The sequence below is a fragment of the Pseudomonas sp. QTF5 genome, from assembly GCF_000512695.2.
Classification (GTDB): domain Bacteria; phylum Pseudomonadota; class Gammaproteobacteria; order Pseudomonadales; family Pseudomonadaceae; genus Aquipseudomonas.
The window spans coordinates 136133-160648 of the sequence record NZ_AZRW02000005.1; the positions used below are offsets into that span (position 1 = coordinate 136133).

Below are 24516 nucleotides of genomic sequence, written 5' to 3' on the forward strand. Positions count from 1 at the left end.
TTTCGGGCATAAAAAAAGCCCCGCCTGGGATCACCAGACGGGGCTTTTTAGTGGCCGATGGAATCAGACGAGGGGTTTAGGCTCGTGCTCTTTTTCCAGGGCTTGCTCGTGTTGCTCTACCGCTTCCTGAACGGAGCGCGGTGCTTCGTCGATCGCGGATTCAACCGGTTCGGCAGGGACTTCAGCGGCCGGGGCAGGGGCTGCCTCGACAACTTCAGCAGCAACCGGTGCAGGCTCGGCAGCGGCCGGAGTCGCAGCAGCAGCTTCGGCTTCCTTCTGCAGACGCTCTTCTTCACGCTTGCGACGACGTACTTCACGCGGGTCGTTCGGCGCACGGCCACTTGGGGTCAGAGCGCTGACAGGGGCGGCTTCAACCATCGCTGCAGCCTCTTCGGCAACAACCGGCGCTTCAACAACCGCTGGAGCAGGCTCGGCCGCAGCCACCACTGGCTCGGAGACCATGGCATCAGCAACCGGAGCTTCAGCGACTGGCGCTGGAGCTTCGGCAGCTACAGATGGCTCGGCAACCCAGTTGAACGCGGTTTGTTCTTCGCGAACTTCACGTGCCGGTTCAGCCGGCGCTTCAACCACAGGCTCTGCAGCAACTACTGGTTCAGCGACGACGGACGGTTCAGCGGCAGCTTCAACTTCAGGCTGGGCTTCGCGAACCGGTGCTACTTCGATTTCCGGAGAAGCAGTGACTTCTACCGGCGTGGTCGCTTCAACGACTGGCGCTTCGACCGGAGCGGTTTCCTGCGTGGCGGCAGTGGCGCGTTCAGCTTGCTCGTTGGCTTGTGCTTCGGCAGGCGCGCTGATCACGGAGCTGGCAACGGCTGCCGTAACAGCCAGGCCGGCGGCCAGATCGGCAGTGCTTGGCGCTTCGGCGTTTTCGGCCGATTCGGACTCTTCCGAACCTTCGATCACGTTGCCGTTGGCATCGCGCTGACGCTCACGACGGTTGCTGCGACGACGCTGGCCACGGGAGCGGCGGCGTGGACGATCGCCTTCGGCGCCTTCCTGACCGTCTTCCTGCAGTTGCTCTTCGTTGGCTGGCAGCTCTTCTTCGGCAACGGCAGCAGTGGCTTGCTCGGTACGTGGCTGACGTTCTTCACGCGGTGGACGTGGAGCGCGTTCTTCACGTGGCTGACGGGCTGGACGCTCTTCAGCGTTGGCAGCGGCGGCAGGAGCGGCATCCAGAGGCTCGCGCAGTTCACGAACCGGGCGTTCTTCGCGCTCGCCACGTGGCTTGCGATCTTCACGCGGGGCGCGCGGTGCACGTTCTTCACGAGGGGCGCGTGGTGCACGCTCTTCACGCGGAGCGCGTTCCTGGGCCACTACTGGCGCTTCTTCGCGGGCTTCGCGTGGTTGACGCTCTTCGCGTGGTTCACGTGGTGCGCGTTCTTCACGCGGTGCACGTTCCTCACGAGGCTTGCGTTCTTCATCGCGGCGACCGTTACGGTTGCGGCTCTGCTGACGACCGTTGCGACGCTCTTCGTTGCGGGCCGGACGCTCGGTAGTCGCAGGTTTTTCAACCACAACCGGAGCAGCAGGCTCTTCCTTGGTCGCGAACAGGCTGACCAGCGACTTCACCAGGCCTTTGAACAGGCTTGGTTCTGGCACGGCAACCGGTGCAGCTACCGGAGCGGCGACGACTTCGGTCGGAACCGGAGCGTTGGCGCGGGCCGGAGCCGTCTTGACCGCAGCTTCCTGGCGAACCAGAGTACGGGTCGCGGCGGCTGGCTGGACTTCTTCCACTTCAGCAGCGGCAGCAGCGATTTCGTAGCTGGACTGGTTGATGCTGGCTTCCGGGCTGTCATCGCGCAGACGCTGAACTTCGAAGTGCGGCGTTTCGAGGTGATCGTTCGGCAGAATGACGATGCGTGCACGGGTGCGCAGTTCGATTTTGGTGATCGAGTTGCGTTTTTCGTTGAGCAGGAAAGCTGCAACCGGAATCGGCACTTGTGCGCGAACTTCGGCGGTGCGGTCTTTCAGGGCTTCTTCTTCGATCAGGCGCAGGATCGCCAGCGACAGCGATTCAACGTCACGGATGATGCCGGTGCCGTTGCAACGCGGGCAGACGATGCCGCTGCTTTCGCCGAGCGATGGACGCAGGCGCTGACGGGACATTTCCAGCAGGCCGAAGCGCGAGATGCGACCGACTTGCACGCGAGCGCGGTCGGCTTCCAGGCATTCGCGGACTTTCTCTTCCACGGCGCGCTGGTTCTTGGCAGGGGTCATATCAATGAAGTCGATGACGATCAGGCCGCCGATGTCGCGCAAGCGCAACTGACGGGCGATTTCTTCGGCGGCTTCAAGGTTGGTCTGCAGTGCGGTTTCTTCGATGTCGCTGCCTTTGGTGGCGCGCGCCGAGTTGATGTCGATGGACACCAGGGCTTCGGTCGGATCGATAACGATGGAGCCGCCGGAAGGCAGTTCGACAACGCGCTGGAAGGCGGTTTCGATCTGGCTTTCGATCTGGAAGCGGTTGAACAGCGGAACGCTGTCTTCGTACAGTTTGATTTTGCTGGCGTACTGCGGCATCACCTGGCGAATGAAGGTCAGGGCTTCGTCCTGGGCTTCAACGCTGTCGATCAGCACTTCGCCGATGTCCTGGCGCAGGTAATCGCGGATGGCGCGGATGATCACGTTGCTTTCCTGGTAGATCAGGAACGGCGCGGAACGATCCAGCGAAGCTTCTTTGATGGCGGTCCAGAGTTGCAGCAGGTAATCGAGGTCCCACTGCATTTCTTCGCTGCTGCGGCCCAGGCCGGCAGTGCGAACGATCAGACCCATGTCGGCCGGGGCAACCAGACCGTTCAGGGCTTCACGCAGTTCGTTGCGCTCTTCACCTTCGATGCGACGGGAGATACCGCCGGCACGCGGGTTGTTCGGCATCAGAACCAGGTAACGACCGGCCAGGCTGATGAAGGTGGTCAGGGCTGCGCCCTTGTTGCCACGTTCTTCTTTTTCGACCTGAACGATGACTTCCTGGCCTTCGCTCAGGACGTCCTTGATGTTGACGCGGCCTTCGGGGGCTTTCTTGAAGTATTCGCGGGAGATTTCTTTGAGGGGCAGGAAGCCGTGGCGCTCAGAGCCGAAATCGACAAAGGCAGCCTCAAGGCTTGGTTCGATGCGAGTAATCCGGCCTTTATAGATGTTGGCCTTTTTCTGCTCGCGTGCACCGGATTCGATGTCCAGGTCGTAGAGGCGCTGGCCATCTACCAGTGCAACACGCAACTCTTCGGGTTGAGTTGCGTTAATCAGCATTCTTTTCATGTAGTACCGTCGGTTTCCGGGCTGCCGGAAACGGCGTTCGGCACACACGACTTCTCATGGTCGGTGTCAGGTGCGTCGGGAATGGTTGGCCATTCCCGTGTCCAGCGAAGTCCGGCCAATGCGGGCCTTCATCGCGACGTACGCGTCCTGCTTGCTGTGGCTACTTAAGCACTCAGTCAGGAGGAGGAATCAACCGGCGGCTGTGGACGAGATGAAGCGTCTTGATAAAGCCTATTGCTACACAGTCCAGCGGTTGTGCATCTCCACCCTACACGTATCCCTGATAATTCGGGTGCTGCCGCGCGCAGAATCCGCAGCGGGTTGGCATTTACCGTGAGCTCCGAAGGGGGAGGTCACGCATCATGGCTAATTTAGGCGTTGTTTCCGAAGCGTTCGCTCGGGGTCGTTCGTAGCTGACTGCACTTTGTGAACTGGCCGTGAATATTTGCTCGCAAGGCGAGTGAAAACTCTGCTTTGCCGCATGATTCAGGCCTCATGTCACCTGCGCTCGTTACACCTGCAAACTCCACCGTTACGTAGCGAAAGCCCCGTAGGACGGCCTCGCGTCCTGGTGAATTGCGTTGGTCAGGGCCGGTTTTTGACCGTTGGTCCGCTGTCCAGGCCGCTTTTGGCGGCGTTCGCGACTATAGCAGCAATGATTAAGTGCTTCAATTCCATAAAAAATTGTTATCATCCGCGCCATGACGACTACTGCCCCTTCGACCCCAGGCGTACAACTGCTTGAGGTCTCGCCGGAATATGCCGGCCAACGTATTGATAACTTCCTTCTCGCTCGGCTCAAAGGCGTGCCCAAGACCTTGATTTACCGCATTTTGCGCAAAGGCGAAGTGCGAGTGAACAAGGGACGGATCAAGCCCGAATACAAGCTGCAGGCGGGCGATATCGTGCGCGTGCCGCCGGTTCGCGTGCCTGAGCGCGACGAGCCTGTGCCGCTGGCCCAGGGTCTGTTGCAGCGGCTCGAGGCCTCGATTGTCTACGAAGACAAGGCGCTGATCGTGGTCAACAAGCCTTGCGGCATTGCGGTTCATGGTGGCAGTGGCTTGACCTACGGCGTGATTGAAGCCTTTCGTCAGTTGCGTCCGGATTGCAAGGAGCTCGAACTGGTTCATCGTCTCGATCGTGATACCTCCGGCCTGCTGATGATTGCCAAAAAGCGCAGCATGTTGCGCCACTTGCACACGGCATTGCGCGGCGATGGCGTCGATAAGCGCTATATGGCGCTGGTACGCGGCAACTGGGCGGCCTCGATCAAGCAAGTCCGTGCGCCGCTGGGCAAGAGCAATCTGCGCTCCGGCGAGCGCATGGTCGAGGTGGACGAGGATGAGGGCAAGGAATCTGTGACCGTGTTCAAGGTGCTGCGTCGTTTTGGCGACTTCGCTACCCTGATTGAAGCCAAGCCGATCACTGGTCGTACTCACCAGATTCGCGTCCATACTCTACATGCCGGACATTGCATCGCGGGTGATACCAAATACGGCGATGAGGGTTTCAGCAAAGAGATTCGTGATCTTGGCGGCAAGCGCCTGTTCCTGCATGCCTACATGCTGACTGTGCCGCTGCCTGATGGTGGTGAGCTCAAGTTGCAAGCACCGGTCGACGAGATGTGGACCAAAACCGTGGAGCGCTTGAGTGCACCTTACTGATTACAAGCTGCTGATTTTCGATTGGGACGGCACGCTCGCTGACTCCATTGGTCGGATTGTCGAAGCGATGCATGTCGCATCCGAGCGGTCCGGTTTTCAGTTGCATGATGATTTTGCCGTCAAAGGCATTATCGGCCTGGGCTTGCCGGAAGCGATTCGCACGCTGTATCCCGAGATTGGTGACGCCGAGCTGATAGCGTTCCGTCAGCACTATGCGGATCACTACATTGCGTCGGAGGCCGTGCCTTCCCCGCTGTTTGAGGGGGTTGTCGAGTCCCTCGAAGCATTTCGTGTCGAGGGGTATCATCTTGCAGTAGCGACCGGCAAGGCTCGTCGTGGGCTGGATCGGGTGCTGAAGTCTCACGGCTGGGAAGATTATTTCGATATCACCCGTGCTGCTGACGAAACCGCCAGCAAACCCCATCCATTGATGCTTGAGCAGATTCTCGCCCATTGCGAAGTTCGTCCGGAGCAAGCACTGATGGTCGGCGATTCGTCGTTCGACCTGCAGATGGCGCGCAATGCGGGCATGGATTCGGTGGCGGTCAGCTATGGCGCTCAATCGATCGACGCCTTGAAGCTATTTGAGCCGAGACTGACCATTGATCGTTTTTCAGAGTTGCACGCCTGGCTGAGTCAGCGGGTTTAATTGGTTTTTTTGCTGGGGTACATGGCATGACCGACGAATGGAAAGCGCCCGCCAAGGCGAGTGCAGAAAGCGGTGACGAGAAAAGCTGGAAGCTTCTGGAAAAAACCTTGCTAGCTGGGGTGCAGGAGCAGCGTCGGTCCCGTCGCTGGGGGATATTCTTCAAGTCGCTGACCTTTTTGTACCTGTTCGGCGTGTTGATTTTGTTATCGCCCCTGATGGATAGGGAGAAAGGCGCTACCCTCGGTTCCGGCTACACGGCGTTGATCGATGTAACGGGTATGATTGCCGACAAAGAACCGGCCAGTGCCGACAATATCGTCTCCAGTCTGCGGGCAGCCTTCGAGGACAAGAAGGTCAAGGGTGTGATTCTGCGGATCAACAGCCCTGGCGGCAGTCCGGTGCAGTCGGGTTATGTCTACGACGAGATCCGTCGTTTGCGCGGCCTGCATCCGGATACCAAGGTTTACGCGGTGATCTCGGATCTGGGCGCTTCCGGTGCCTATTACATCGCCAGCGCAGCGGATCAGATCTACGCCGACAAGGCGAGCCTGGTGGGGTCCATCGGTGTGACGGCGGCCGGTTACGGTTTTGTCGGGACCATGGAGAAGTTGGGTGTGGAGCGCCGTACCTACACCTCCGGCGAGCACAAATCGTTCCTCGATCCGTTCCAGCCGCAGAAGCCCGCGGAAATTCAGTTCTGGCAGAGCGTGCTCGATACCACTCATCAGCAGTTCATCAGCAGCGTCAAGAAGGGCCGGGGTGATCGGCTGAAGGATAAAGAGCATCCGGAGCTGTTCTCCGGGCTGATCTGGTCGGGTGAGCAGGCGCTGTCGCTGGGCTTGATCGATGGTCTGGGTAATGCCAGTTCGGTTGCGCGTGATGTGATCGGTGAGAAAGAGCTGGTGGATTTCACTGTTGAGGAATCGCCATTCGATCGCTTCTCGAAAAAGCTCGGTGCCAGCGTGGCTGAGCATTTGGCGATGTGGATGGGCTTTCAGGGGCCTTCGCTGCGCTGATCGCCTGGCTGCATAAAAAAAACCGGCCTGCGTGGCCGGTTTTTTTTCAGATCAAAAGATCTTTAGGGTATCTGCAAACCTTCAGCCAGCAGCATATCGATCAGGCGAATCAACGGCAGGCCGATCAGGCTGGTGGCGTCAGGGCCTTCGGTGCTTTGAAACAGGCTCACCCCCAAACCTTCGGCCTTGAAGCTGCCAGCGCAGTCGTAGGGCTGTTCAGCACGCAGGTAGCGTTCGATGCGCGCTGTGTCGAGTGTGCGCATGTGTACGGTAAAGGGTACGCAATCGACCTGGCAGTGGTCGGTTTGACTATTGAGCAGTGCCAGGCCGGTCAGGAAGGTCACGCTGGCGCCGCTGGATGCCAGCAGTTGTTCTCGGGCCTTTTCGAAGGTGTGAGGTTTGCCGATAATCCGCTCGCCGAGTACGGCGACCTGATCCGAACCGATGATCAGATGGGCTGGATGACTGCCTGCAAGTGCGCGGGCTTTTTCTTCGGCGAGGCGCTTTACCAGTTCGACGGCTGACTCGTCCGGGCGATGACTTTCGTCGATATCCGGCGAGCTGCACGTGAACGGCAGCTGCAAGCGGGCCAGCAATTCCCGGCGATAGGCCGAGCTTGAAGCAAGTAATAAAGGCAGCATGCGCATCTCCAAAGGGCAGGGGCGAATTCTAGCGCAGGCTCAAGTGACGGACAGGGCTGAATTTCCTTTGACATGGCTGGGGGCATCCCTATAATGCTGCGCCTATGTTGAATGACCCGATTCCACCTCACGTTGACCCGCGCAAATTGGCTGACCGTGGCACCACCCTTCAAGGTGAACTGCTGCTGGCCGATTTGGAGAGACTCTGCGACCCGCTTTCCGATACTGTCGGTACGGTGCAGGCTAAATTCGTTTTTGAACGAGATGAACGTAAATCTGTGGTAATTCACAGCTTTATCGACACCGAAGTCAAAATGGTTTGCCAGCGTTGTCTTGAGCTGGTCACCCTGCCGATCCATAGCGAATGCAGTTATGCTGTGGTGAAGGAGGGTGCGAATACCCAGTCGTTGCCGAAAGGTTATGACGTGCTGGAACTGGGCGAAGATCCTTTGGATCTGCAGTCACTGATCGAGGAGGAGCTTTTGCTCGCCTTGCCCATTGTGCCTGCTCATCATCCGGAAGAATGCCAGCAGCCGGCGGGTCTCGATGAGCCCGAACCGAGCGAGGACGAGGTAACGCGGTCCAACCCGTTCAGTGTATTGGCGCAGTTAAAGCGTGACCCAAACGTTTAGGAGTTAATCAATTATGGCTGTTCAGCAGAACAAAAAATCCCGCTCTGCCCGTGACATGCGTCGTTCGCACGACGCTCTCGAGGCTAGCACTCTGTCTGTAGAAAAAACCACCGGTGAAGTTCACCTGCGTCACCACGTATCGCCAGAAGGCGTATACCGTGGTCGTAAAGTGATCGACAAGGGCGCTGACGAGTAATCCTTGTCCGCTCAAGTCATCGCGATTGACGCAATGGGCGGGGACTTCGGTCCCCGCAGCATTGTTCAGGCCAGCCTTGCTTGTCTGTCTGCTACACCCTCGCTGCACCTGACCCTCGTCGGTCAACCCTCCCTTCTTGAAGAACTGCTCGCCAGCCAATCGGCTGTGGATCGCGCGCGCCTGTCGATTACGCCGGCATCCGAAGTCATCACTATGGACGAAAAGCCTGCCCAGGCCTTGCGCGGCAAACCCGATTCGTCGATGCGTGTGGCGTTGGAGTTGCTGCGCGACGGTAAGGCCCAGGCCTGCATCAGTGCTGGTAACACCGGTGCGCTGATGGCGTTGTCACGGTTTGTGCTCAAGACCTTGCCGGGCATCGATCGGCCGGCAATGATCGCAGCCATTCCGACGCAGAAGGGCTACTGCCAGTTGCTTGATCTGGGCGCCAATGTCGATTGCAGTGCCGAGCACTTGTTGCAGTTTGCAGTGATGGGCTCGGTCGCGGCAGAAACCCTGGGCATCGTTCGCCCAAGGGTCGCCTTGCTGAACATCGGCACCGAAGACATCAAGGGTAATCAGCAGGTCAAGCTGGCGGCCACCTTGTTGCAGAGTGCTCGCGGCATCAACTACATCGGGTTTGTCGAAGGTGATGGCTTGTACCGTGGCGAGGCGGATGTGGTGGTGTGTGATGGTTTTGTCGGCAATATCCTGCTCAAGTCCAGCGAAGGCCTGGCGACCATGATTGCCGGGCGCATTGAGGCGTTGTTCAAGAAAAATTTCGCGTCGAAAGTGGTGGGCGCACTGGCGCTGCCGCTGATGAAACGCTTGCAGGCCGAACTGGCGCCGGCACGCCATAACGGCGCAAGTTTCCTCGGTTTGCAGGGAATTGTCGTGAAAAGCCACGGTTCGGCGGGGGTACAGGGTTTTCAGAGTGCGATTCAACGCGCGTTGATCGAGATCCAGGAAAACTTGCCGGAGCGGCTTCATGGGCGCCTGGAAGATTTGTTGCCTTAGGTGTTTTCGTCGGACAATGCTTAAATGTGACCGCTCAGTTCAATGGGCCATCCAACTGTGAGTTTCTTGCGTTCCACAAACGGGACGTCAAATCTTCGACGACAAGATCATTAGGGGCTTGTTACATGTCTGCTTCCCTCGCATTCGTCTTTCCAGGACAGGGTTCGCAGTCCCTCGGCATGCTGGCCGAGTTGGGCGCGCAACATCCGGTGATCCTCGAAACATTCAAAGAAGCTTCCGATGCTCTGGGTTACGACCTGTGGGCACTGACCCAGCAAGGGCCGGAAGAACAACTCAATCAAACCGATAAAACCCAGCCAGCCATTCTGACCGCCTCGATCGCCTTGTGGCGTTTGTGGCTGGCTGAAGGTGGTGCGCGTCCGGCTTACGTTGCCGGTCACAGCCTGGGTGAATACAGCGCCCTGGTGGCTGCGGGCAGTCTGAGCTTGGGCGACGCGGTGAAACTGGTAGAGCGTCGCGGTCAGTTGATGCAGGAAGCCGTTCCAGCCGGGCAGGGTGGCATGGCTGCCATTCTCGGTCTGGACGATGCCGACGTACTGGCAGCCTGCGCTGAAGCGGCGCAAGGCGAAGTGGTTAGCGCGGTCAACTTCAACTCCCCGGGCCAGGTAGTGATCGCCGGCGCCAAGGCGGCGGTCGAGCGCGCCATCGAAGGCTGCAAGGCGCGTGGTGCCAAGCGCGCCATGCCATTGCCGGTCAGCGTGCCGTCCCACTGCGAATTGATGCGCCCGGCCGCCGAACGGTTCGCCGAGTCGATCGCCGCGATCGACTGGCAGGCACCGCAGATCCCTGTGGTACAGAACGTCAGCGCTGGCGTGCCGGCCGATCTGGAAACCCTCAAGCGCGATCTGCTTGAACAGCTCTACAAGCCTGTACGCTGGGTCGAGTCGGTCCAGGCGCTGGCTGCCAAAGGCGCGACCGAACTGGTCGAATGCGGCCCTGGCAAAGTACTTGCCGGTTTGAACAAACGTTGCGCCGAAGGCGTGTCGACCTCTAACCTCAATACCCCAGACGCTTTCGCTGCCGCCCGTGCAGCGTTGGCCTGAACAAGGAGAAGCTTGCATGAGTCTGCAAGGTAAAGTTGCACTGGTCACCGGTGCCAGCCGTGGTATCGGCCAGGCTATCGCTCTGGAATTGGGTCGTCAGGGTGCCATTGTTGTTGGCACTGCGACTTCCGCTTCGGGGGCAGAGCGTATCGCTGCTACCCTGAAAGAAAATGGTATTCAGGGCACTGGTCTGGAACTCAATGTCACCAGCGACGAGTCCGTAGCCGCCGTACTGGCGAGCATTCAGGAGCAGTTCGGTGCGCCGGCGATCCTGGTCAATAATGCCGGTATCACCCGCGATAACCTGATGATGCGCATGAAAGATGACGAATGGCATGACGTCGTCGATACCAATCTGAACAGTCTGTTCCGCCTGTCCAAGGGTGTTTTGCGCGGCATGACCAAAGCCCGTTGGGGACGAATTATCAGTATTGGCTCGGTTGTGGGTGCCATGGGCAACGCAGGCCAAGTAAACTACGCTGCCGCCAAGGCCGGTCTGGAAGGTTTCAGCCGTGCACTGGCGCGTGAAGTCGGTTCGCGTTCGATTACGGTAAACTCGGTGGCCCCTGGGTTCATCGACACCGATATGACCCGTGAACTGCCCGAGGCGCAGCGTGAAGCCTTGCAGACGCAGATTCCGCTGGGTCGTCTGGGGCAAGCTCAAGAGATCGCTTCCGTGGTCGCTTTTCTTGCATCCGACGGTGCGGCTTACGTAACTGGGGCTACAATCCCGGTGAACGGCGGGATGTACATGAGTTAAATGTGACGGATTGCTTCAAAAAAATGTCATACGAGCTGTCTAAAATCCGTTATAAAGCTGCAATCTATTTATAGACAGAGGGTCGCCGGGTTTGAGGAGTGAAGCTTTCAGTTGAAAAACTGAAAAGTCTTTCTATACACTTACCCACCGGCCAGCTGCCTGAATTTGTCCATTAGGAGTGAAAACAAGGTATGAGCACCATCGAAGAGCGCGTCAAGAAAATCGTTGCCGAGCAACTGGGCGTTAAAGAAGAAGAAGTGGTCAACACTGCTTCCTTCGTTGAAGACTTGGGTGCCGACTCCCTTGACACCGTTGAGCTGGTGATGGCTCTGGAAGAGGAATTCGAGACCGAAATCCCTGACGAAGAAGCTGAGAAGATCACTACTGTACAAGCCGCAATCGATTACGTTACTAACCACCAGGCTTAATAGCTTGTAATCGTTGCTTGCTGTCATGGAAAAACCGCACTGCCATCATGGCGTGCGGTTTTTTCTTTAGGCCTGATGCAAAGTCGTCATTTGAAAAAGGAGAGTGCTGTGTCGCGTAGACGCGTCGTAGTCACCGGTATGGGTATGTTGTCGCCACTGGGCACGGATGTGCCGAGCAGCTGGCAGGGCATTCTGGCTGGCCGCAGTGGCATTGGTCTGATCGAACACACCGACCTTTCTGCCTATTCCACCCGTTTTGGCGGCTCGGTAAAGGGCTTCAATGTCGAGGAATACCTGTCGGTCAAGGAAGCTCGCAAACTCGACCTGTTCATTCAATACGGTCTGGCTGCAGGTTTTCAAGCCGTGCGTAACGCAGGCCTTGAGGTTACCGACACCAATCGCGAGCGCATCGGCGTGGCCATGGGTTCGGGTATTGGCGGTCTGACCAATATCGAAGACACCAGCCGCACGCTGCATGATTCCGGCCCACGGCGGATTTCTCCGTTTTTCGTGCCTGGCTCGATCATCAATATGATTTCCGGTTTCCTGTCCATCCATCTGGGGGTACAGGGGCCTAACTACGCCATCGCCACGGCGTGTACCACCGGTACGCACTGCATCGGCATGGCGGCACGCAACATCATGTACGACGAAGCCGACGTCATGATCGCCGGTGGCGCCGAGATGGCCGCGTGTGGTCTGGGCATGGGCGGCTTCGGTGCCTCCCGCGCACTGTCGACTCGCAACGACGAGCCGACTCGCGCCAGCCGTCCATGGGACAAGGGCCGTGATGGCTTCGTGCTGTCCGACGGCGCCGGCGCACTGGTTCTCGAAGAACTGGAACACGCCAAAGCCCGTGGCGCGACCATCTACGCCGAGTTGATCGGTTTCGGCACCAGTGGCGATGCTTACCACATGACCTCGCCACCGGCCGATGGCGCGGGCGCTGCGCGTTGCATCACCAATGCCTTGCGCGATGCGAAGATCAATAGCGATCAGGTTCAGTACATCAACGCCCATGGCACTTCGACCTCGGCTGGCGACCTCGCTGAAGCCTGTGCGATCAAATCCGTGTTCGGCGATCACGCCTACAAGCTGGCGGTCAGTTCGACCAAATCCATGACCGGTCACCTGTTGGGTGCGGCGGGTGCGGTCGAGGCGATTTTCAGTGTGCTGGCAATCAACAGCCAGGTAGCACCACCGACCATCAACCTCGATGAGCCGGACGAAGGCTGCGACCTCGACTTCGTACCCCACACCGCGCGTGGCATGGATATCGACGTGGTGCTGTCCAACTCCTTCGGATTTGGCGGTACCAACGGCTCGCTGGTGTTCCGCCGGTTCGCTGACTGATGGACAGCTGGGTCGACGGTCAACCGGCTGACGCTTTGTCGCTGAAGGATCGCGGCCTGGCTTACGGTGATGGTCTGTTCGAAACCATTGCGGTCAAGGGCGGGCAGCCGCTGCTGCTGGATCGACATTTGTCGCGTCTGTCGGAGGGGTGTTCGCGCCTGGCGATTGCTACCGATCATGAATTGATCCGCGCGGAGCTGCTGGCCTACGCCGCCGCGCTGGGCGAGGGCGTGCTCAAACTCATCCTCACCCGCGGCGACAGCCTGCGCGGTTACGCCGCCGATCCCTCGGCTCAGGCTCGACGTATTCTGCAAGGCAATCCTCCTGCTGCTTATCCGGCTGTTCATACGGAGCAGGGCGTTCGGCTGTTTCCTTGTGCGACACGGCTTTCCAAACAGCCAGTGCTCGCCGGTCTCAAGCATTTGAACCGTCTGGAACAGGTGATCGCCCGTTCCGAATGGCAGGACACCGAACATGCCGAAGGCTTGATGCTGGATCAGGTCGGGCGGGTGATCGAAGGCGTGTTCAGCAATCTGTTCCTGGTGCGCGATGGCGTGCTGGTTACGGCCAATCTCAAACGCTGTGGCGTGGCGGGCGTGATGCGTGCCGAATTATTGTTTCAAGCCGAGTCATTGGGGATTCCCACGCAAATCACCGATATCACCCTCGAGCAGCTGCAATGGGCTGACGAGGTCTTTGTCTGCAACAGCGTGTATGGCGTTTGGCCGGTGCGCGCCTATGCCGCACTGAGCTGGCCGGTTGGGCCGCTCACCCGTAAACTCCAAACCATTGCTCGTGCGCTACTGGATGCTTGATTCGTGAGACGTAAATTCTTGCTGCTGCTGGAAACCGGATTGGTTCTGGCGGGGCTGTTCGCGGGCGCTTGTGCCTGGAAAATCGATTCGGCGCTGGAACAGCCGCTGAACATCGCCCAGGAAGAGCTGCTGGAAGTGCCCAAAGGCACTACGCCAAACCGCACTTTCTTTCGACTTGAAGCCGATGGTGTCATCAAGGACGCTTTCTGGCTGCGCGTGTATTGGCGCTTTAATCTGGCAGGGCAACCACTGCACAGCGGCGAATACCGCATGGTGCCAGGTATGACAGTCAACGGGCTGATCGACCTATGGAAGCGCGGGGAAATGGTGCAATACAGCCTGACGCTGGTCGAAGGCTGGAATTTCCATCAGGTTCGCGCAGCCCTGGCCAAGGATGAAAAACTCGAGCAGACCCTCAACGGTCTGAGCGACAGCCAAGTGATGGACAAGCTTGGGCACAGCGGGATTTTCCCCGAAGGACGATTCTTCCCTGACACGTATCGTTTCGTGCGGGGCATGACCGACGCCGATCTGCTCAAGAAAGCTTACGACCGCCTCGATGAGGTCCTCCTCAAGGAATGGAACCAGCGCGCTGCCGACGTCCCTTACACCGAGCCCTATCAGGCGCTGATCATGGCCTCGCTGGTGGAAAAGGAAACCGGTGTGCCGCAGGAGCGTCGGCAGATCGCCGGCGTGTTCGTGAGGCGCATGGAAATGGGCATGCTGTTGCAGACCGATCCGACCGTGATTTATGGCCTGGGTGATCGTTACAATGGCAAGTTGACCCGCGCTCATCTCAAGGAGCCGACGCCCTATAACACCTACATGATTGCTGGCCTGCCGCCGACGCCGATTGCGATGGTGGGGCGCGAAGCGATCCATGCGGCGCTGAACCCGGCGGACGGCAACAGCCTGTATTTTGTCGCGCGCGGTGATGGCAGCCACGTGTTCTCCGATGATCTGGATGCCCACAATAACGCGGTGCGCGAGTACCAGATCAATCGACGTGCCGATTACCGGTCCAGCCCGGCGCCGACTGTTACGCCGTCGACGGAGGATAGCCAGGCCCCGATCCCGGCGGCTTCGCCCGATACTGCGCCCGAAGACATGCCGCCAGTAGCGCCGCAAGGCTCTGCACAAGAGCCTGCACAAGAAGCTGCGCCAGCACCCGAAGCGGATGCGCCCGCGCCGCAAAGCCCGCAATGACTCTGACTAAGGACTGCCTGTGACTGGCTTGTTTATTACCCTGGAAGGCCCGGAAGGCGCCGGCAAGAGCACCAATCGCGAATACCTGGCCGAACGTCTGCGCGCTGCCGGGATCGAGGTGGTGTTGACCCGGGAGCCCGGCGGCACGCCCTTGGCTGAACGGATTCGCGACGTGCTGTTGGCGCCGGTCGATGAGGTGATGAACCCCGACACCGAGCTGCTGTTGGTGTTCGCCGCGCGAGCCCAGCATCTGGCCGAGGTAATCCGCCCGGCGCTGGCCCGTGGCGCGGTGGTCTTGTGCGATCGCTTTACTGATTCGACTTATGCCTACCAGGGCGGTGGTCGCGGTTTGTCGCTGGAGCGCATCGCGGCCCTCGAAACATTCGTCCAGGGCGATCTGCGCCCGGACTTGACGCTGATCTTTGATCTGCCGGTAGAAGTGGGCCTGGCCCGCGCTAGCGCCCGCGGTCGGCTGGACCGCTTCGAGCTCGAAGGCCGAGCGTTTTTCGATGCAGTGCGCACTGCCTTCCTCGAGCGTGCCAAAGCGGATCCTGCGCGTTATGTCCTGGTGGATGCCGCTCAGCCGCTGGCGCAGGTTCAGCAGTCTCTGGATGGCTTGTTGCCACGTCTGCTGGAGCTGACCCGTGGCTGAAGGCTATCCATGGCAGGACAGTCTCTGGCAGCAATTGGCCGGGCGTGCCCAGCACGCCCATGCCTATTTGCTACATGGCCCGGCCGGGATCGGCAAGCGTGCGCTGGCCGAGCGTCTGATGGCCCATTTGTTGTGTCAGCACCCGACCTCCCAAGACGCCTGCGGTGAGTGCAAATCCTGCTTGTTGCTGAAGGCCGGCAGTCACCCCGACAACTACATCCTGGAGCCGGAAGAAGCAGACAAGGCGATCAAGGTCGATCAGGTGCGTGATCTGGTCAGCTTCGTGGTTCAGACCGCGCAAATGGGCGGGCGCAAAGTGGTGCTGATCGAGCCAGTCGAGTCGATGAACATCAATGCCGCCAACGCCTTGCTGAAAAGCCTTGAAGAGCCGTCCGGCAATACCGTTTTGCTGTTGGTCAGCCACCAGACCAGCCGTCTGCTGCCGACCATCAAGAGCCGTTGCGTGCAGCAAGCCTGTCCATTGCCAAGCGAAGCCATGAGTCTGGCCTGGCTGGTCAGTGCTTTGCCGGACTGCTCGGAAGAAGAGCGCATTGAACTGCTGACCCTTGCTGCCGGTTCGCCATTGGCCGCGGTCAAATTGCAGGCCCAGGGCGTGCGTGAACAGCGGGCGCTGGTGGTCGAGGGCGTGAAGAAGTTGCTCAAGCACCAGCAATCGCCGACCCAGTTGGCCGAGGAGTGGAAAACCATTCCCATGTTGCTGCTATTCGACTGGTTCTGCGACTGGTCGAGCCTGATCCTGCGTTATCAATTGACTCAGGATGAAGCGGGGCTGGGGCTGGCAGACATGCGTAAGGTGATTCAATACCTGGCGCAGAAATCCGCTCAGGACAAAGTCCTGAATATCCAGGACTGGATTCTCGCCCAGCGGCAGAAAGTGATGAGCAAAGCCAACCTCAATCCGGCGTTGTTGCTGGAGGCGCTGTTGGTGCAATGGGTATCCTTGCCTACCCAGAAGTGACCGTCTGACACTAGACTCTGATCATCAGACAGTGGAGGTCAGCATGAACGAACCCATCAGTCCGGGGCCGCGCAATGGCATTTTGTCCTTGACCATCAAGGACAGGGCCGTGCTCTACGCGGCCTACATGCCGTTCATCAAGAACGGTGGCCTGTTCATTCCGACCAACAAAAGCTACAAGTTGGGCGATGAGGTCTTCATGCTGCTGCACCTGATGGATGAACCGGAAAAGATTCCGGTCGCCGGCAAGGTCACCTGGATTACCCCTAAAGGTGCCCAAGGCAATCGCGCCGCCGGGGTTGGCGTGCAATTCAATGAAGGCGACAACACCGCGCGCAGTCGAATCGAAACCCATCTGGCCGGAGCCCTGAAGTCCGACCGTCCCACTCATACGATGTAAGTTGCAGCCCTTTTATGCTCGTAGATTCCCATTGTCACCTTGATCGCCTCGACCTCACCGCCCACGACGGCTCCCTGGATGCTGCACTCGATGCAGCCCGTGAGCGCGGGGTAGGGCACTTTCTGTGCATTGGCGTCAGCGCCGATAATGCCGCCGACGTCAAAGCGCTGGCCGAACGTTACGACGATGTCGACTGTTCGGTCGGCGTGCATCCACTCGATGTGCAGCCGGGTGCCGCACCGGCGCTGGATTGGCTGTTGCACGAACTCAATCATCCGCGGGTGGTGGCGATTGGTGAAACCGGCCTGGATTATCACTACGAGCCGGAAGCGGCAGCGTTGCAGCAGGAATCGTTCCGCCTGCACCTGCAAGCGGCGGGGCAGACCGGCAAACCAGTGATCATCCATACCCGTGGTGCGAGGGCCGATACCCTTGAACTGCTGCGCGAAGCGGCGCTGCCTCAGGCGGGTGTGCTGCATTGCTTCACCGAAGACTGGGAGATGGCCAAGGCTGCGCTGGACATGGGGTATTACATTTCCTTGTCCGGTATTGTCACTTTTCGCAATGCCGATGCCCTGCGGGATGTGGCCAGCAAGGTGCCGGCTGACCGGTTGCTGGTGGAAACCGACTCGCCGTACCTGGCGCCGATCCCTTATCGCGGCAAACCGAACCTGCCGCAATACGTGCGCGAGGTAGCGGAATTTCTGGCAATGTTGCGAGGTGAGTCCTACGAGCGATTTGCCGAGCAGACCACCGAGAATTTCAAGCGTTTGTTCCCGTTGGCGCACGTCAGGACATAGGTGTAACGTTAGAAAAGATCGCAGCCTTCGGGAGCTCCTATGGGGTTTTGGACCGCTGAATCGCAGGCAAAAAAAACCCGGGTTCTGGGGGGTGAATCCGGGTTAAGACCATTAGGAGTAAAACAAAGGCACGCAATCCTTTGGTACCTTCATCGGCGCGACACTTGGGGGAGATGCCTCGCCGACAGTTGAAGTATTGATCAGTATTGCGCCGAGTCCAGTTTAGCTGGTCGGGTTTTTAAACAAATTTGGAATACGCGCGCTTCAGTTGAGTTCTCATTAACCCGCGAAGTGGCGCGAATTCATCAAGAAACACATATATGGTCGGATGATCCGTGCATTTTGGCGTAAGTTAGGCATAATACGCGGCTTCGAATTTTGACCCCTACAGACCTTTTCTTATGCATAAAGAACCTCGTAAGGTCCGTGAGTTTCGTCGCCGCGAGCAAGAAATTCTCGATACCGCGCTCAAGCTGTTCCTCGAACAAGGTGAAGACAGTGTCACCGTCGAGATGATTGCTGATGCCGTCGGTATCGGCAAAGGCACGATCTACAAGCACTTCAAATCCAAGGCGGAGATCTATCTGCGCCTGATGCTCGATTACGAGCGCGATTTGAACGAGCTGTTGCATTCCGCCGATGTCGATAAGGACAAGGAAGCCCTGTCGCGGGCCTACTTCGAATTCCGCATGCGCGATCCGCAACGCTATCGGTTGTTCGATCGCCTGGAAGAAAAGGTGGTCAAGGGCAACCAGGTGCCGGAGATGGTCGAGGAGCTGCACAAGATCCGCGCCTCGAACTTCGAGCGCCTGACCCTGCTGATCAAGGGCCGGATCAGCGAAGGCAAGCTCGAAGACGTGCCGCCATACTTCCATTACTGCGCGGCCTGGGCGCTGGTACACGGCGCCGTGGCGCTGTATCACTCGCCGTTCTGGAGCAATGTGCTGGAAGATCAGGAAGGTTTCTTCCAGTTCCTGATGGACATCGGCGTGCGCATGGGCAACAAGCGCAAACGCGATACCGACACACCGAGCAGCTGAACCATTCAGTTGCCTTATTGCGCCATGATTTAGCTACATGGCGCAGTACCGCAGGAATATACTCAGGCGTAGGGCTTGCTAAAACTTGATTTGTTAGTCAGGTTTTGCGCGTTCGAATCTTCTTTCGCCGGAGTGATCCATGATCGTTGACCGTCAAGGCAGGCGTTTTCGCAATTTGCGGATCAGTCTGACCTCAGCCTGTAACTATGCTTGTACCTACTGCGTGCCCAATGGCAAGCGGCTGGTGGCTGCGCAGGATGAGTTGTCGGCGGAGGCTATGGCACGCGGCGTGGCCTATCTGATCGAGGCCGCGGGAATCGAGCGTTTGCGCATCACCGGTGGTGAGCCACTGGTCAGTCCCAAACTCGAAGCCTTCATGACCGCCGTCGGGCAGATGGGCCTGGCGGATATCAGCCTGACCACCAATGGTCAGTTGCTGGCGAAGAAGCTGCCATTGCTGGTGGATGCCGGCATTCGGCGCATCAACGTTTCCCTCGATACCCTGGATGCCAGCGCTTTTCGCTGCATTGCGCGCGGCGGTGATCTGGCGACCGTCCTTGACGGCATGGACCAGGCCGCGGCGGCCGGCATTAAGATCAAAGTCAATATGGTGCCGCTGCGTGGGCAGAACCTCGATCAGGTGATGCCACTGCTCGACTACTGCCTGGAACGCGGCTACGAGTTGCGCTTCATCGAGTTGATGCGCATGGGCCACCTGGCCAGCGACTCCAATGCCTTCCTGCAGCAATTCGTCAGCCTCCAGCAGTTACTGAGCCTGATCGGCGAGCGCTATGAGTATCTTCAGGCCGATGCGCCGGTCGATGCCACGGCGGTGCGTTACCAGATTCCGGGGCTGGGCCACTTCGGCGTGATCGCCAACGAAAGCGTTCCGTTTTGCCGCACCTGTTCGCGTCTGCGCTTGTCGTCCACTGGTTGGCTGCATGGCTGCCTGTCGTCAAGCAATCGCCACTATGTCGGCGACCTGCTGGACAAACCTCGTCACCAGGCGCTGCCGGCGTTGCAGCGACTGCTGGTCAAAGCGTTGGGGGACAAGCAGGAAGTTGCGTTCTCTGGTGGCGTGACCATCATGAAGATTATTGGCGGCTGATCGGGCCCTGTGGCGAAGGGAGCTTGCTGTGGCGAGGGAGCTTGCTCCCGCTGGGGCGCGAAGCGACCCTGAAATTATCAAACGCACCGCGTTCCTTTTGAACTTACGACTGCTACGCCGCCGAACGGGAGCAAGCTCCCTCGCCACAGGTTCTGTATTCTCAAATGTTCAGGGTCTGAGCTGGCGCGGAAGCTGCATCCCATGGCCATTCGCCGGTTTTCCGTCACCGGCCTCTGGAGGGTAGGATGCGTAGCCTGGTTTTGCTGCTGGCCGTTTTGGCGCTTGGTGGCTGCATGAATGTCAGCGATATGGCTGAAGGGACCCGCTACCACATGAGCGACGCGGGGCTGCTGGACCACAGCGACAGTCGTCGCGTGAATAACTTGCGCATTCAACCGGACTCGTTCATCTACATCGCCCAAGGCGCCTTCGCACCGCCGGGCAGTGCCTACCCGCGACCTAACGTGGTGGCCGAAGAGGCCTTCAACGGCTTTATCGAATATTTCCCGATGGTCCGCCGCGCCCGCGCCCCGGAAGGCCTCGACGCTGCCATGGGCGAAGCCCGTGCCGCCGGCGCTCATTACCTGCTCTACACCCGTTTCGCCAAGGCCGACGACCGCATCGGTAACTCGGACGAATGGCTCGACCAGGAACACGTGGATCGCCTCGGCATCGACAATGGCGTGATTCAGATCATGTTGATCGAGACCAGCACCCAGTATTTGATTGATACTGCACGTATCAAGACTCGTGGCGGTTTACTGACGTTCCACGACAACAAGCCAGAAGACTTGCTGGGCCCGCCGCTGGAGCAATACGCTCGTAGCCTGCTGGGGCTCAGCGACCAGTAATTCAAAGGAGAACGCCATGAGTGGCCCGCAAAAAGCCAACGACCTGTTGGGGCAAATCCCCAAAACCAAAGGCTTGCCGCCGGTCCACTTGTGGAACCCCGACTTCTGCGGCGACATTGACATGCGCATCGCCCGCGATGGCACCTGGTATTACCTGGGCACACCGATCGGGCGCAAGCCGATGGTCAAGCTGTTCTCCACCATCATTCGCCGCGACGGCGATGATTACTTTCTGATTACCCCGGTCGAAAAGGTTGGCATCAAGGTCGACGACGCGCCGTTCGTGGCGATTGCCGTGGAGGTCGAAGGCGAGGGTGAAGCCCAGATCCTGCGCTTTACCACCAATGTCGATGAAACAGCCGATGCCGGCATCGAGCACCCGATGCGCGTGGTGATCGACCCGGTGACTCAGGAACCCGCGCCGTACGTGCATGTGCGCACCAATCTTGAAGCACTGATTCACCGCAATGTGTTCTACCAACTGGTGGAGCTGGCGGTGAGCCGCGAGATCGAGGGGCAGCGTTGGCTGGGCGTATGGAGCGGTGGCGAATTCTTCCCTATCGGGCTTGAACCGTAAGGGGCTGAGCGCTGGAAACGAAACGGCCCGTTATTGCAACGGGCCGTTTTTTATTGGCTTACAAACCCTTGCTCTTGAGTCGCTCAGCATGTTCCAGATAGAGCCTCACCGGGCTCACGTTCCAGCTGGTGATCCCGGCCATCTGATTGACGGCGTCAAAATGGTCCATCGGGTAATCCGAGCGAATCACTTTGCCCAGGTGCGAGCTGTAGCGGCCGACCAGCCCATCATTGGCGCGCTTCTCTTTATAAAATAACTTCGACAGCACGATAGAGTTCAAATGACTCGGGTCGAGCGGTTGCAGGCTTTGGAAGTTCTGCACGATCCCGCTCCAGGAGTAGTAATACACACCGTTTTCAATTTCGTTGCCTTCACCACCCCAAACCTTTGGCACCCCTTGCGGGTACTTGCGATTGAAGGCAGCCAATCCCGCGCTGGTCAGCGATTCGAAAGCCGCTTCAGCGTCAATCGGGTTTTCCGGATGGCCGCTGATCAACGAAATGAAGGTGCCGACTGCGCCCAGCAGGGCCAGTACCAACGCTTCGGGCAACTCTCCGGGCGTCAGTGCCTTATGCAATTGGTCAGCAATCTCGGAGCCATGATTGGGGCAACTGACCGAGGTGACCGACGCGACCTTTTGCGGGTGCAGCGCTGCTACGTAGCGTGCAGCCAGGGGGCCTTGGCTGTGGCCGATCAGATTGACCTTGTCCGCTCCCGTTTCCAGCAAAATGCGGTTGACGTGTTCGAGCAGTTTTTCACCGCGTTCCTCATTACCGTTGACGGCTGGAATATTGACGGCAAACACCTGAGCGCCAGCGCGTTCCAGGGCTTCCTCGATTTCGAAGAAGTAGGGATAACCGGCGATTTTATCGAAGCCGAAAAGACCGTGAACCAACACAATGGGGTATTTCGTAGACGCATCCATGTCCATGTTCATACCTATCAATAGCGGATTTAAAGGGGAGCAGATCGCTGACAGCGCGATCTGCTGCGGCTAACCGTAGTTTACAAAGTGGATGGGATCAAAGCGCTTCGGGCAGGATTCGGACGAACAGCCATGTTCGTATTGGCAGGTCACCTGAAAATCCAATTGACACTCAATCATATGATGATTAGCGTGGACACCCATCGCGAACGGCTTTGTGTCGTTTGTTTTTTTATCACCGGTCGACGAGGTACCCATGTCCAGCAGTTTTCATGCGTCGACGGTCGACTGGCTGGGGTGCTGGATTGCTGCCGGCCAGGTGAAGCCCGGCGAAACCATCAAGGTCGAAGCCGATCTGGGCGAGCAGCTCGGTGTCAGTCGTACGGTCATCCGCGAAGCCATCAAAACCCTGGTCGCCAAAGGCATGCTCGAAGTCGGGCCGAAGGTCGGCACACGCGTATTGCCAGTGCGGCGCTGGAATCTCTTCGATCCACAAGTCGTCGGCTGGCTGTCGCGTAGCGGCTTGCCGGAAAACTTCGTCGACGACTTGCTCGACCTGCGCCGCACCATCGAACCCATGGCAGTGCGCTGGGCGTGCGAGCGGGCGACGGTGGAACAAGTGCAAGCCGTACTCCAGGCCTATAACGCGCTGGAACGGGCAGTGGACAGCGGCATCGATTACAACCGCGCCGACCAGTTTTTCCACGAGTGCATCCTTGCCGCCAGCCACAATCAATTCATCGAACAAATGGTTCCGGCCCTCGGCGCGTTGCTGGCAGTGTCTTTCGAAGTGTCTGCCGCCGACCCGGACGAACTGCGCCGGACCTTGCCAATCCACAAAGACATGGCCGAGGCCATCGCCGCCCGGGATGCCGCGCGGGGTGTGTGGGCCTGCATGACCCTGATCGATAACGCGGACCTGGCGATCAAACGCTTCTACCCACAGGTCATGGCCGACAAAAAGGCCAGCTAACAATAAAGAACCCCTTGTGGGAGCGGGCTGTGTGGCGAGGGGGCTTGCCCCCGTTGGGGGGGGGGCGAAGCGCCCCTAACAACAGTCACCACGATCTTGAATTTAGAAAGTAGTGACTGGTTTTACGACTGCTTCGCAGTCGAACGGGGGCAAGCCCTAATGCCAGTCAGTTAAGGTGCGATACCTGTGGGAGCGGGCTTGCTCGCGAAAGCGGCGTGTCAGGCGACATCAATGTTGACTATGCCGCCGTCTTCGCGAGCAAGCCCGCTCCCACATGTATTGCGCTTAACTGACTGACATTAGGGCAAGCCCCCTCGCCACACAGGCTCGCACCCACATAAAAAACAAGAACAATGCAGGAGGTTTCATGACGTGGACTGCGGTTACCGGACACCGTGCGCAACTCGGCGAAGGCCCGTTCTGGGATGCTCCGACCCAGGCGCTGTATTGGGTAGATATCGCCGGTAAACAAGCGCTCAGGCTGATCGGCGCCAATGTGGAAATCTGGCAGATGCCGGAGCACGTGTCCGCGTTCATCCCCTGCGAAAGCGGCGATGCCCTGGTGACATTGAGCAGTGGGGTTTATCGGCTGGATCTGGATTCTCCAGGCCTGGAACCTCGGCTCACCTTGTTCTGCGTCGCCGATCCGCAACCCGGCAATCGCCCCAACGAAGCCCGTTGCGATGCCCAGGGCCGGCTCTGGCTGGGCACCATGCAGAACAACATCGGTGATAAGGGCGAAGATTTTCCCGTCGTGCGCCGCTCCGGTGGCCTGTTTCGCATCGACCGCGATGCTCGGGTCACGCCGCTGCTTCGAGGGTTAGGCATTCCCAACACGTTGCTGTGGAGCGATGACGGCACGACCCTGTATTTCGCCGACAGCCTCGACAAAACGCTTTATCGGCATTTCATCCATACCGACGGCAATCTGGACACCGCCTATGTCTGGTTTGGCCCCCACGAACGTGGCGGCCCCGACGGCTCGGCGATGGATGCCGAGGGCTATATATGGAATGCCCGATGGGATGGCAGTTGTCTGCTCAGATTGACCCCCGAAGGTCATGTAGATCGGGTGATCGAACTGCCGGTCAGCCGTCCCACCAGTTGTGTATTCGGTGGCGAAGACTTCAAAACCCTTTACATCACCAGCGCAGCAAGCCCGCTCAATCATCCGTTGGACGGCGCGCTGTTATCGATTCGAGTGGATGTGCCCGGAAAAACCTGTCAGCGGTTTGCTGGATAAATCCCTAAATATGGGATGTAAAATTATATATTGAGATTATTTGGCGGCCGGGTTTATAGTCGGCTCCATCAGTTACACGCACTCACACTTAAAAAAACAAAACAGGTGAAGTGATGCAGCGATATTCCACCGTACTCCCTTACGGAGTCAGTGCTTCAGGCCGCTTCGGCGCCCAGGCTTTTTCGCGCCTGCCTGCCTATTCCCAACAGCTTTTTAACCGGACATCGACAGATGCCCGGTTTTCGTTGTGCCTT

25 protein-coding genes are annotated in these 24516 nt (G+C 58.6%); 22 read left to right on the forward strand and 3 right to left on the reverse strand.

Annotated elements, in window-relative coordinates; translation table 11 throughout:
• Positions 1-63: 63 nt before the first annotated feature.
• Positions 64-3276 (reverse strand): ribonuclease E, encoded by a 3213-nt coding sequence (gene rne, locus IC37_RS06055; RefSeq protein WP_030131959.1) that lies wholly within the window; start codon positions 3274-3276, stop codon positions 64-66.
• A gap of 701 nt (positions 3277-3977) precedes the next feature.
• Between rne and rluC the strand changes: the two genes are divergently transcribed.
• Genes rluC through sppA form a run of 3 tightly spaced genes read left to right on the forward strand, consistent with a single transcriptional unit; the run spans position 3978 to position 6605 of the window.
• Positions 3978-4940, forward strand: coding sequence for a 23S rRNA pseudouridine(955/2504/2580) synthase RluC (gene rluC / locus IC37_RS06060; RefSeq protein ID WP_030131960.1), 963 nt, complete (start codon positions 3978-3980; stop codon positions 4938-4940).
• Positions 4927-5589: an HAD-IA family hydrolase gene (locus IC37_RS06065; protein ID WP_030131961.1), complete on the forward strand. Its 663-nt coding sequence runs from the start codon at positions 4927-4929 to the stop codon at positions 5587-5589. Before rluC ends, IC37_RS06065 begins: the two co-directional genes overlap by 14 nt.
• Positions 5590-5615: 26 nt before the next feature.
• Positions 5616-6605: a signal peptide peptidase SppA gene (gene sppA / locus IC37_RS06070; protein ID WP_030131962.1), complete on the forward strand. Its 990-nt coding sequence runs from the start codon at positions 5616-5618 to the stop codon at positions 6603-6605.
• A gap of 62 nt (positions 6606-6667) precedes the next feature.
• On the opposite strand, the gene IC37_RS06075 is transcribed toward sppA, so the two are convergent.
• Positions 6668-7246 (reverse strand): nucleoside triphosphate pyrophosphatase, encoded by a 579-nt coding sequence (locus IC37_RS06075; RefSeq protein WP_030131963.1) that lies wholly within the window; start codon positions 7244-7246, stop codon positions 6668-6670.
• 104 nt (positions 7247-7350) lie between these two features.
• On the opposite strand from IC37_RS06075, the gene IC37_RS06080 reads away from it, so the two are divergent.
• The 17 genes from IC37_RS06080 to IC37_RS06160 all read left to right on the forward strand — a co-directional run bounded on the left by IC37_RS06080 (position 7351) and on the right by IC37_RS06160 (position 21121).
• Positions 7351-7878 carry a YceD family protein gene (locus IC37_RS06080; RefSeq protein ID WP_004371317.1) on the forward strand — a complete coding sequence of 176 codons (528 nt, stop codon included), beginning with the start codon at positions 7351-7353 and terminating at the stop codon, positions 7876-7878.
• Positions 7879-7891: 13 nt separating this feature from the next.
• On the forward strand, positions 7892-8074 hold the full coding sequence (gene rpmF, locus IC37_RS06085) for a 50S ribosomal protein L32 (protein WP_003179396.1): 183 nt from the start codon (positions 7892-7894) through the stop codon (positions 8072-8074).
• Between the two features lie 3 nt (positions 8075-8077).
• Complete coding sequence (gene plsX, locus IC37_RS06090) at positions 8078-9088, forward strand: phosphate acyltransferase PlsX (RefSeq protein ID WP_081729408.1); 1011 nt, start codon at positions 8078-8080, stop codon at positions 9086-9088.
• Positions 9089-9213: 125 nt separating this feature from the next.
• Positions 9214-10152 carry an ACP S-malonyltransferase gene (gene fabD, locus IC37_RS06095; protein WP_030131965.1) on the forward strand — a complete coding sequence of 313 codons (939 nt, stop codon included), beginning with the start codon at positions 9214-9216 and terminating at the stop codon, positions 10150-10152.
• 16 nt (positions 10153-10168) lie between these two features.
• Positions 10169-10912 (forward strand): 3-oxoacyl-ACP reductase FabG, encoded by a 744-nt coding sequence (gene fabG / locus IC37_RS06100; protein ID WP_007942004.1) that lies wholly within the window; start codon positions 10169-10171, stop codon positions 10910-10912.
• A gap of 191 nt (positions 10913-11103) precedes the next feature.
• Complete coding sequence (gene acpP, locus IC37_RS06105) at positions 11104-11340, forward strand: acyl carrier protein (RefSeq protein ID WP_003442511.1); 237 nt, start codon at positions 11104-11106, stop codon at positions 11338-11340.
• A gap of 108 nt (positions 11341-11448) precedes the next feature.
• Positions 11449-12693: a beta-ketoacyl-ACP synthase II gene (gene fabF, locus IC37_RS06110; RefSeq protein ID WP_030131966.1), complete on the forward strand. Its 1245-nt coding sequence runs from the start codon at positions 11449-11451 to the stop codon at positions 12691-12693.
• Positions 12693-13508, forward strand: coding sequence for an aminodeoxychorismate lyase (gene pabC / locus IC37_RS06115; protein WP_030131967.1), 816 nt, complete (start codon positions 12693-12695; stop codon positions 13506-13508). The genes fabF and pabC overlap by 1 nt, the downstream gene beginning before the upstream one ends.
• A gap of 3 nt (positions 13509-13511) precedes the next feature.
• The gene (gene mltG, locus IC37_RS06120) at positions 13512-14714 is read left to right on the forward strand and encodes an endolytic transglycosylase MltG (RefSeq protein ID WP_030131968.1); all 1203 of its coding nucleotides are present in this window, start codon (positions 13512-13514) and stop codon (positions 14712-14714) included.
• Between the two features lie 19 nt (positions 14715-14733).
• Positions 14734-15366, forward strand: coding sequence for a dTMP kinase (gene tmk, locus IC37_RS06125; RefSeq protein ID WP_030131969.1), 633 nt, complete (start codon positions 14734-14736; stop codon positions 15364-15366).
• Positions 15359-16345: a DNA polymerase III subunit delta' gene (locus tag IC37_RS06130; protein ID WP_030131970.1), complete on the forward strand. Its 987-nt coding sequence runs from the start codon at positions 15359-15361 to the stop codon at positions 16343-16345. Before tmk ends, IC37_RS06130 begins: the two co-directional genes overlap by 8 nt.
• Before the next feature lie 43 nt (positions 16346-16388).
• A complete protein-coding gene (locus tag IC37_RS06135; RefSeq protein ID WP_008014345.1) occupies positions 16389-16745 on the forward strand; it encodes a PilZ domain-containing protein in 357 nt (118 codons plus the stop codon).
• A gap of 14 nt (positions 16746-16759) precedes the next feature.
• The gene (locus IC37_RS06140; RefSeq protein WP_030131971.1) at positions 16760-17545 is read left to right on the forward strand and encodes a TatD family hydrolase; all 786 of its coding nucleotides are present in this window, start codon (positions 16760-16762) and stop codon (positions 17543-17545) included.
• Between the two features lie 401 nt (positions 17546-17946).
• Positions 17947-18585, forward strand: a complete 639-nt coding sequence (locus IC37_RS06145) for a TetR/AcrR family transcriptional regulator (RefSeq protein ID WP_007942012.1) — start codon at positions 17947-17949, stop codon at positions 18583-18585.
• Positions 18586-18724: 139 nt separating this feature from the next.
• A complete protein-coding gene (locus IC37_RS06150; protein ID WP_030131972.1) occupies positions 18725-19693 on the forward strand; it encodes a GTP 3',8-cyclase MoaA in 969 nt (322 codons plus the stop codon).
• A 245-nt stretch (positions 19694-19938) separates the two neighbouring features.
• Positions 19939-20544: a DUF4823 domain-containing protein gene (locus IC37_RS06155; RefSeq protein WP_030131973.1), complete on the forward strand. Its 606-nt coding sequence runs from the start codon at positions 19939-19941 to the stop codon at positions 20542-20544.
• A 16-nt stretch (positions 20545-20560) separates the two neighbouring features.
• A complete protein-coding gene (locus IC37_RS06160; RefSeq protein WP_030131974.1) occupies positions 20561-21121 on the forward strand; it encodes a DUF1285 domain-containing protein in 561 nt (186 codons plus the stop codon).
• 58 nt (positions 21122-21179) lie between these two features.
• Here IC37_RS06160 and IC37_RS06165 read toward each other — a convergent pair whose 3' ends face one another.
• Positions 21180-22052, reverse strand: coding sequence for a triacylglycerol lipase (locus IC37_RS06165; RefSeq protein WP_030131975.1), 873 nt, complete (start codon positions 22050-22052; stop codon positions 21180-21182).
• Between the two features lie 250 nt (positions 22053-22302).
• On the opposite strand from IC37_RS06165, the gene IC37_RS06170 reads away from it, so the two are divergent.
• Both IC37_RS06170 and IC37_RS06175 read left to right on the forward strand, forming a co-directional pair.
• A complete protein-coding gene (locus IC37_RS06170; RefSeq protein WP_030131976.1) occupies positions 22303-23019 on the forward strand; it encodes a FadR/GntR family transcriptional regulator in 717 nt (238 codons plus the stop codon).
• A gap of 367 nt (positions 23020-23386) precedes the next feature.
• Positions 23387-24262 carry an SMP-30/gluconolactonase/LRE family protein gene (locus IC37_RS06175; protein ID WP_030131977.1) on the forward strand — a complete coding sequence of 292 codons (876 nt, stop codon included), beginning with the start codon at positions 23387-23389 and terminating at the stop codon, positions 24260-24262.
• Positions 24263-24516 lie beyond the last annotated feature (254 nt).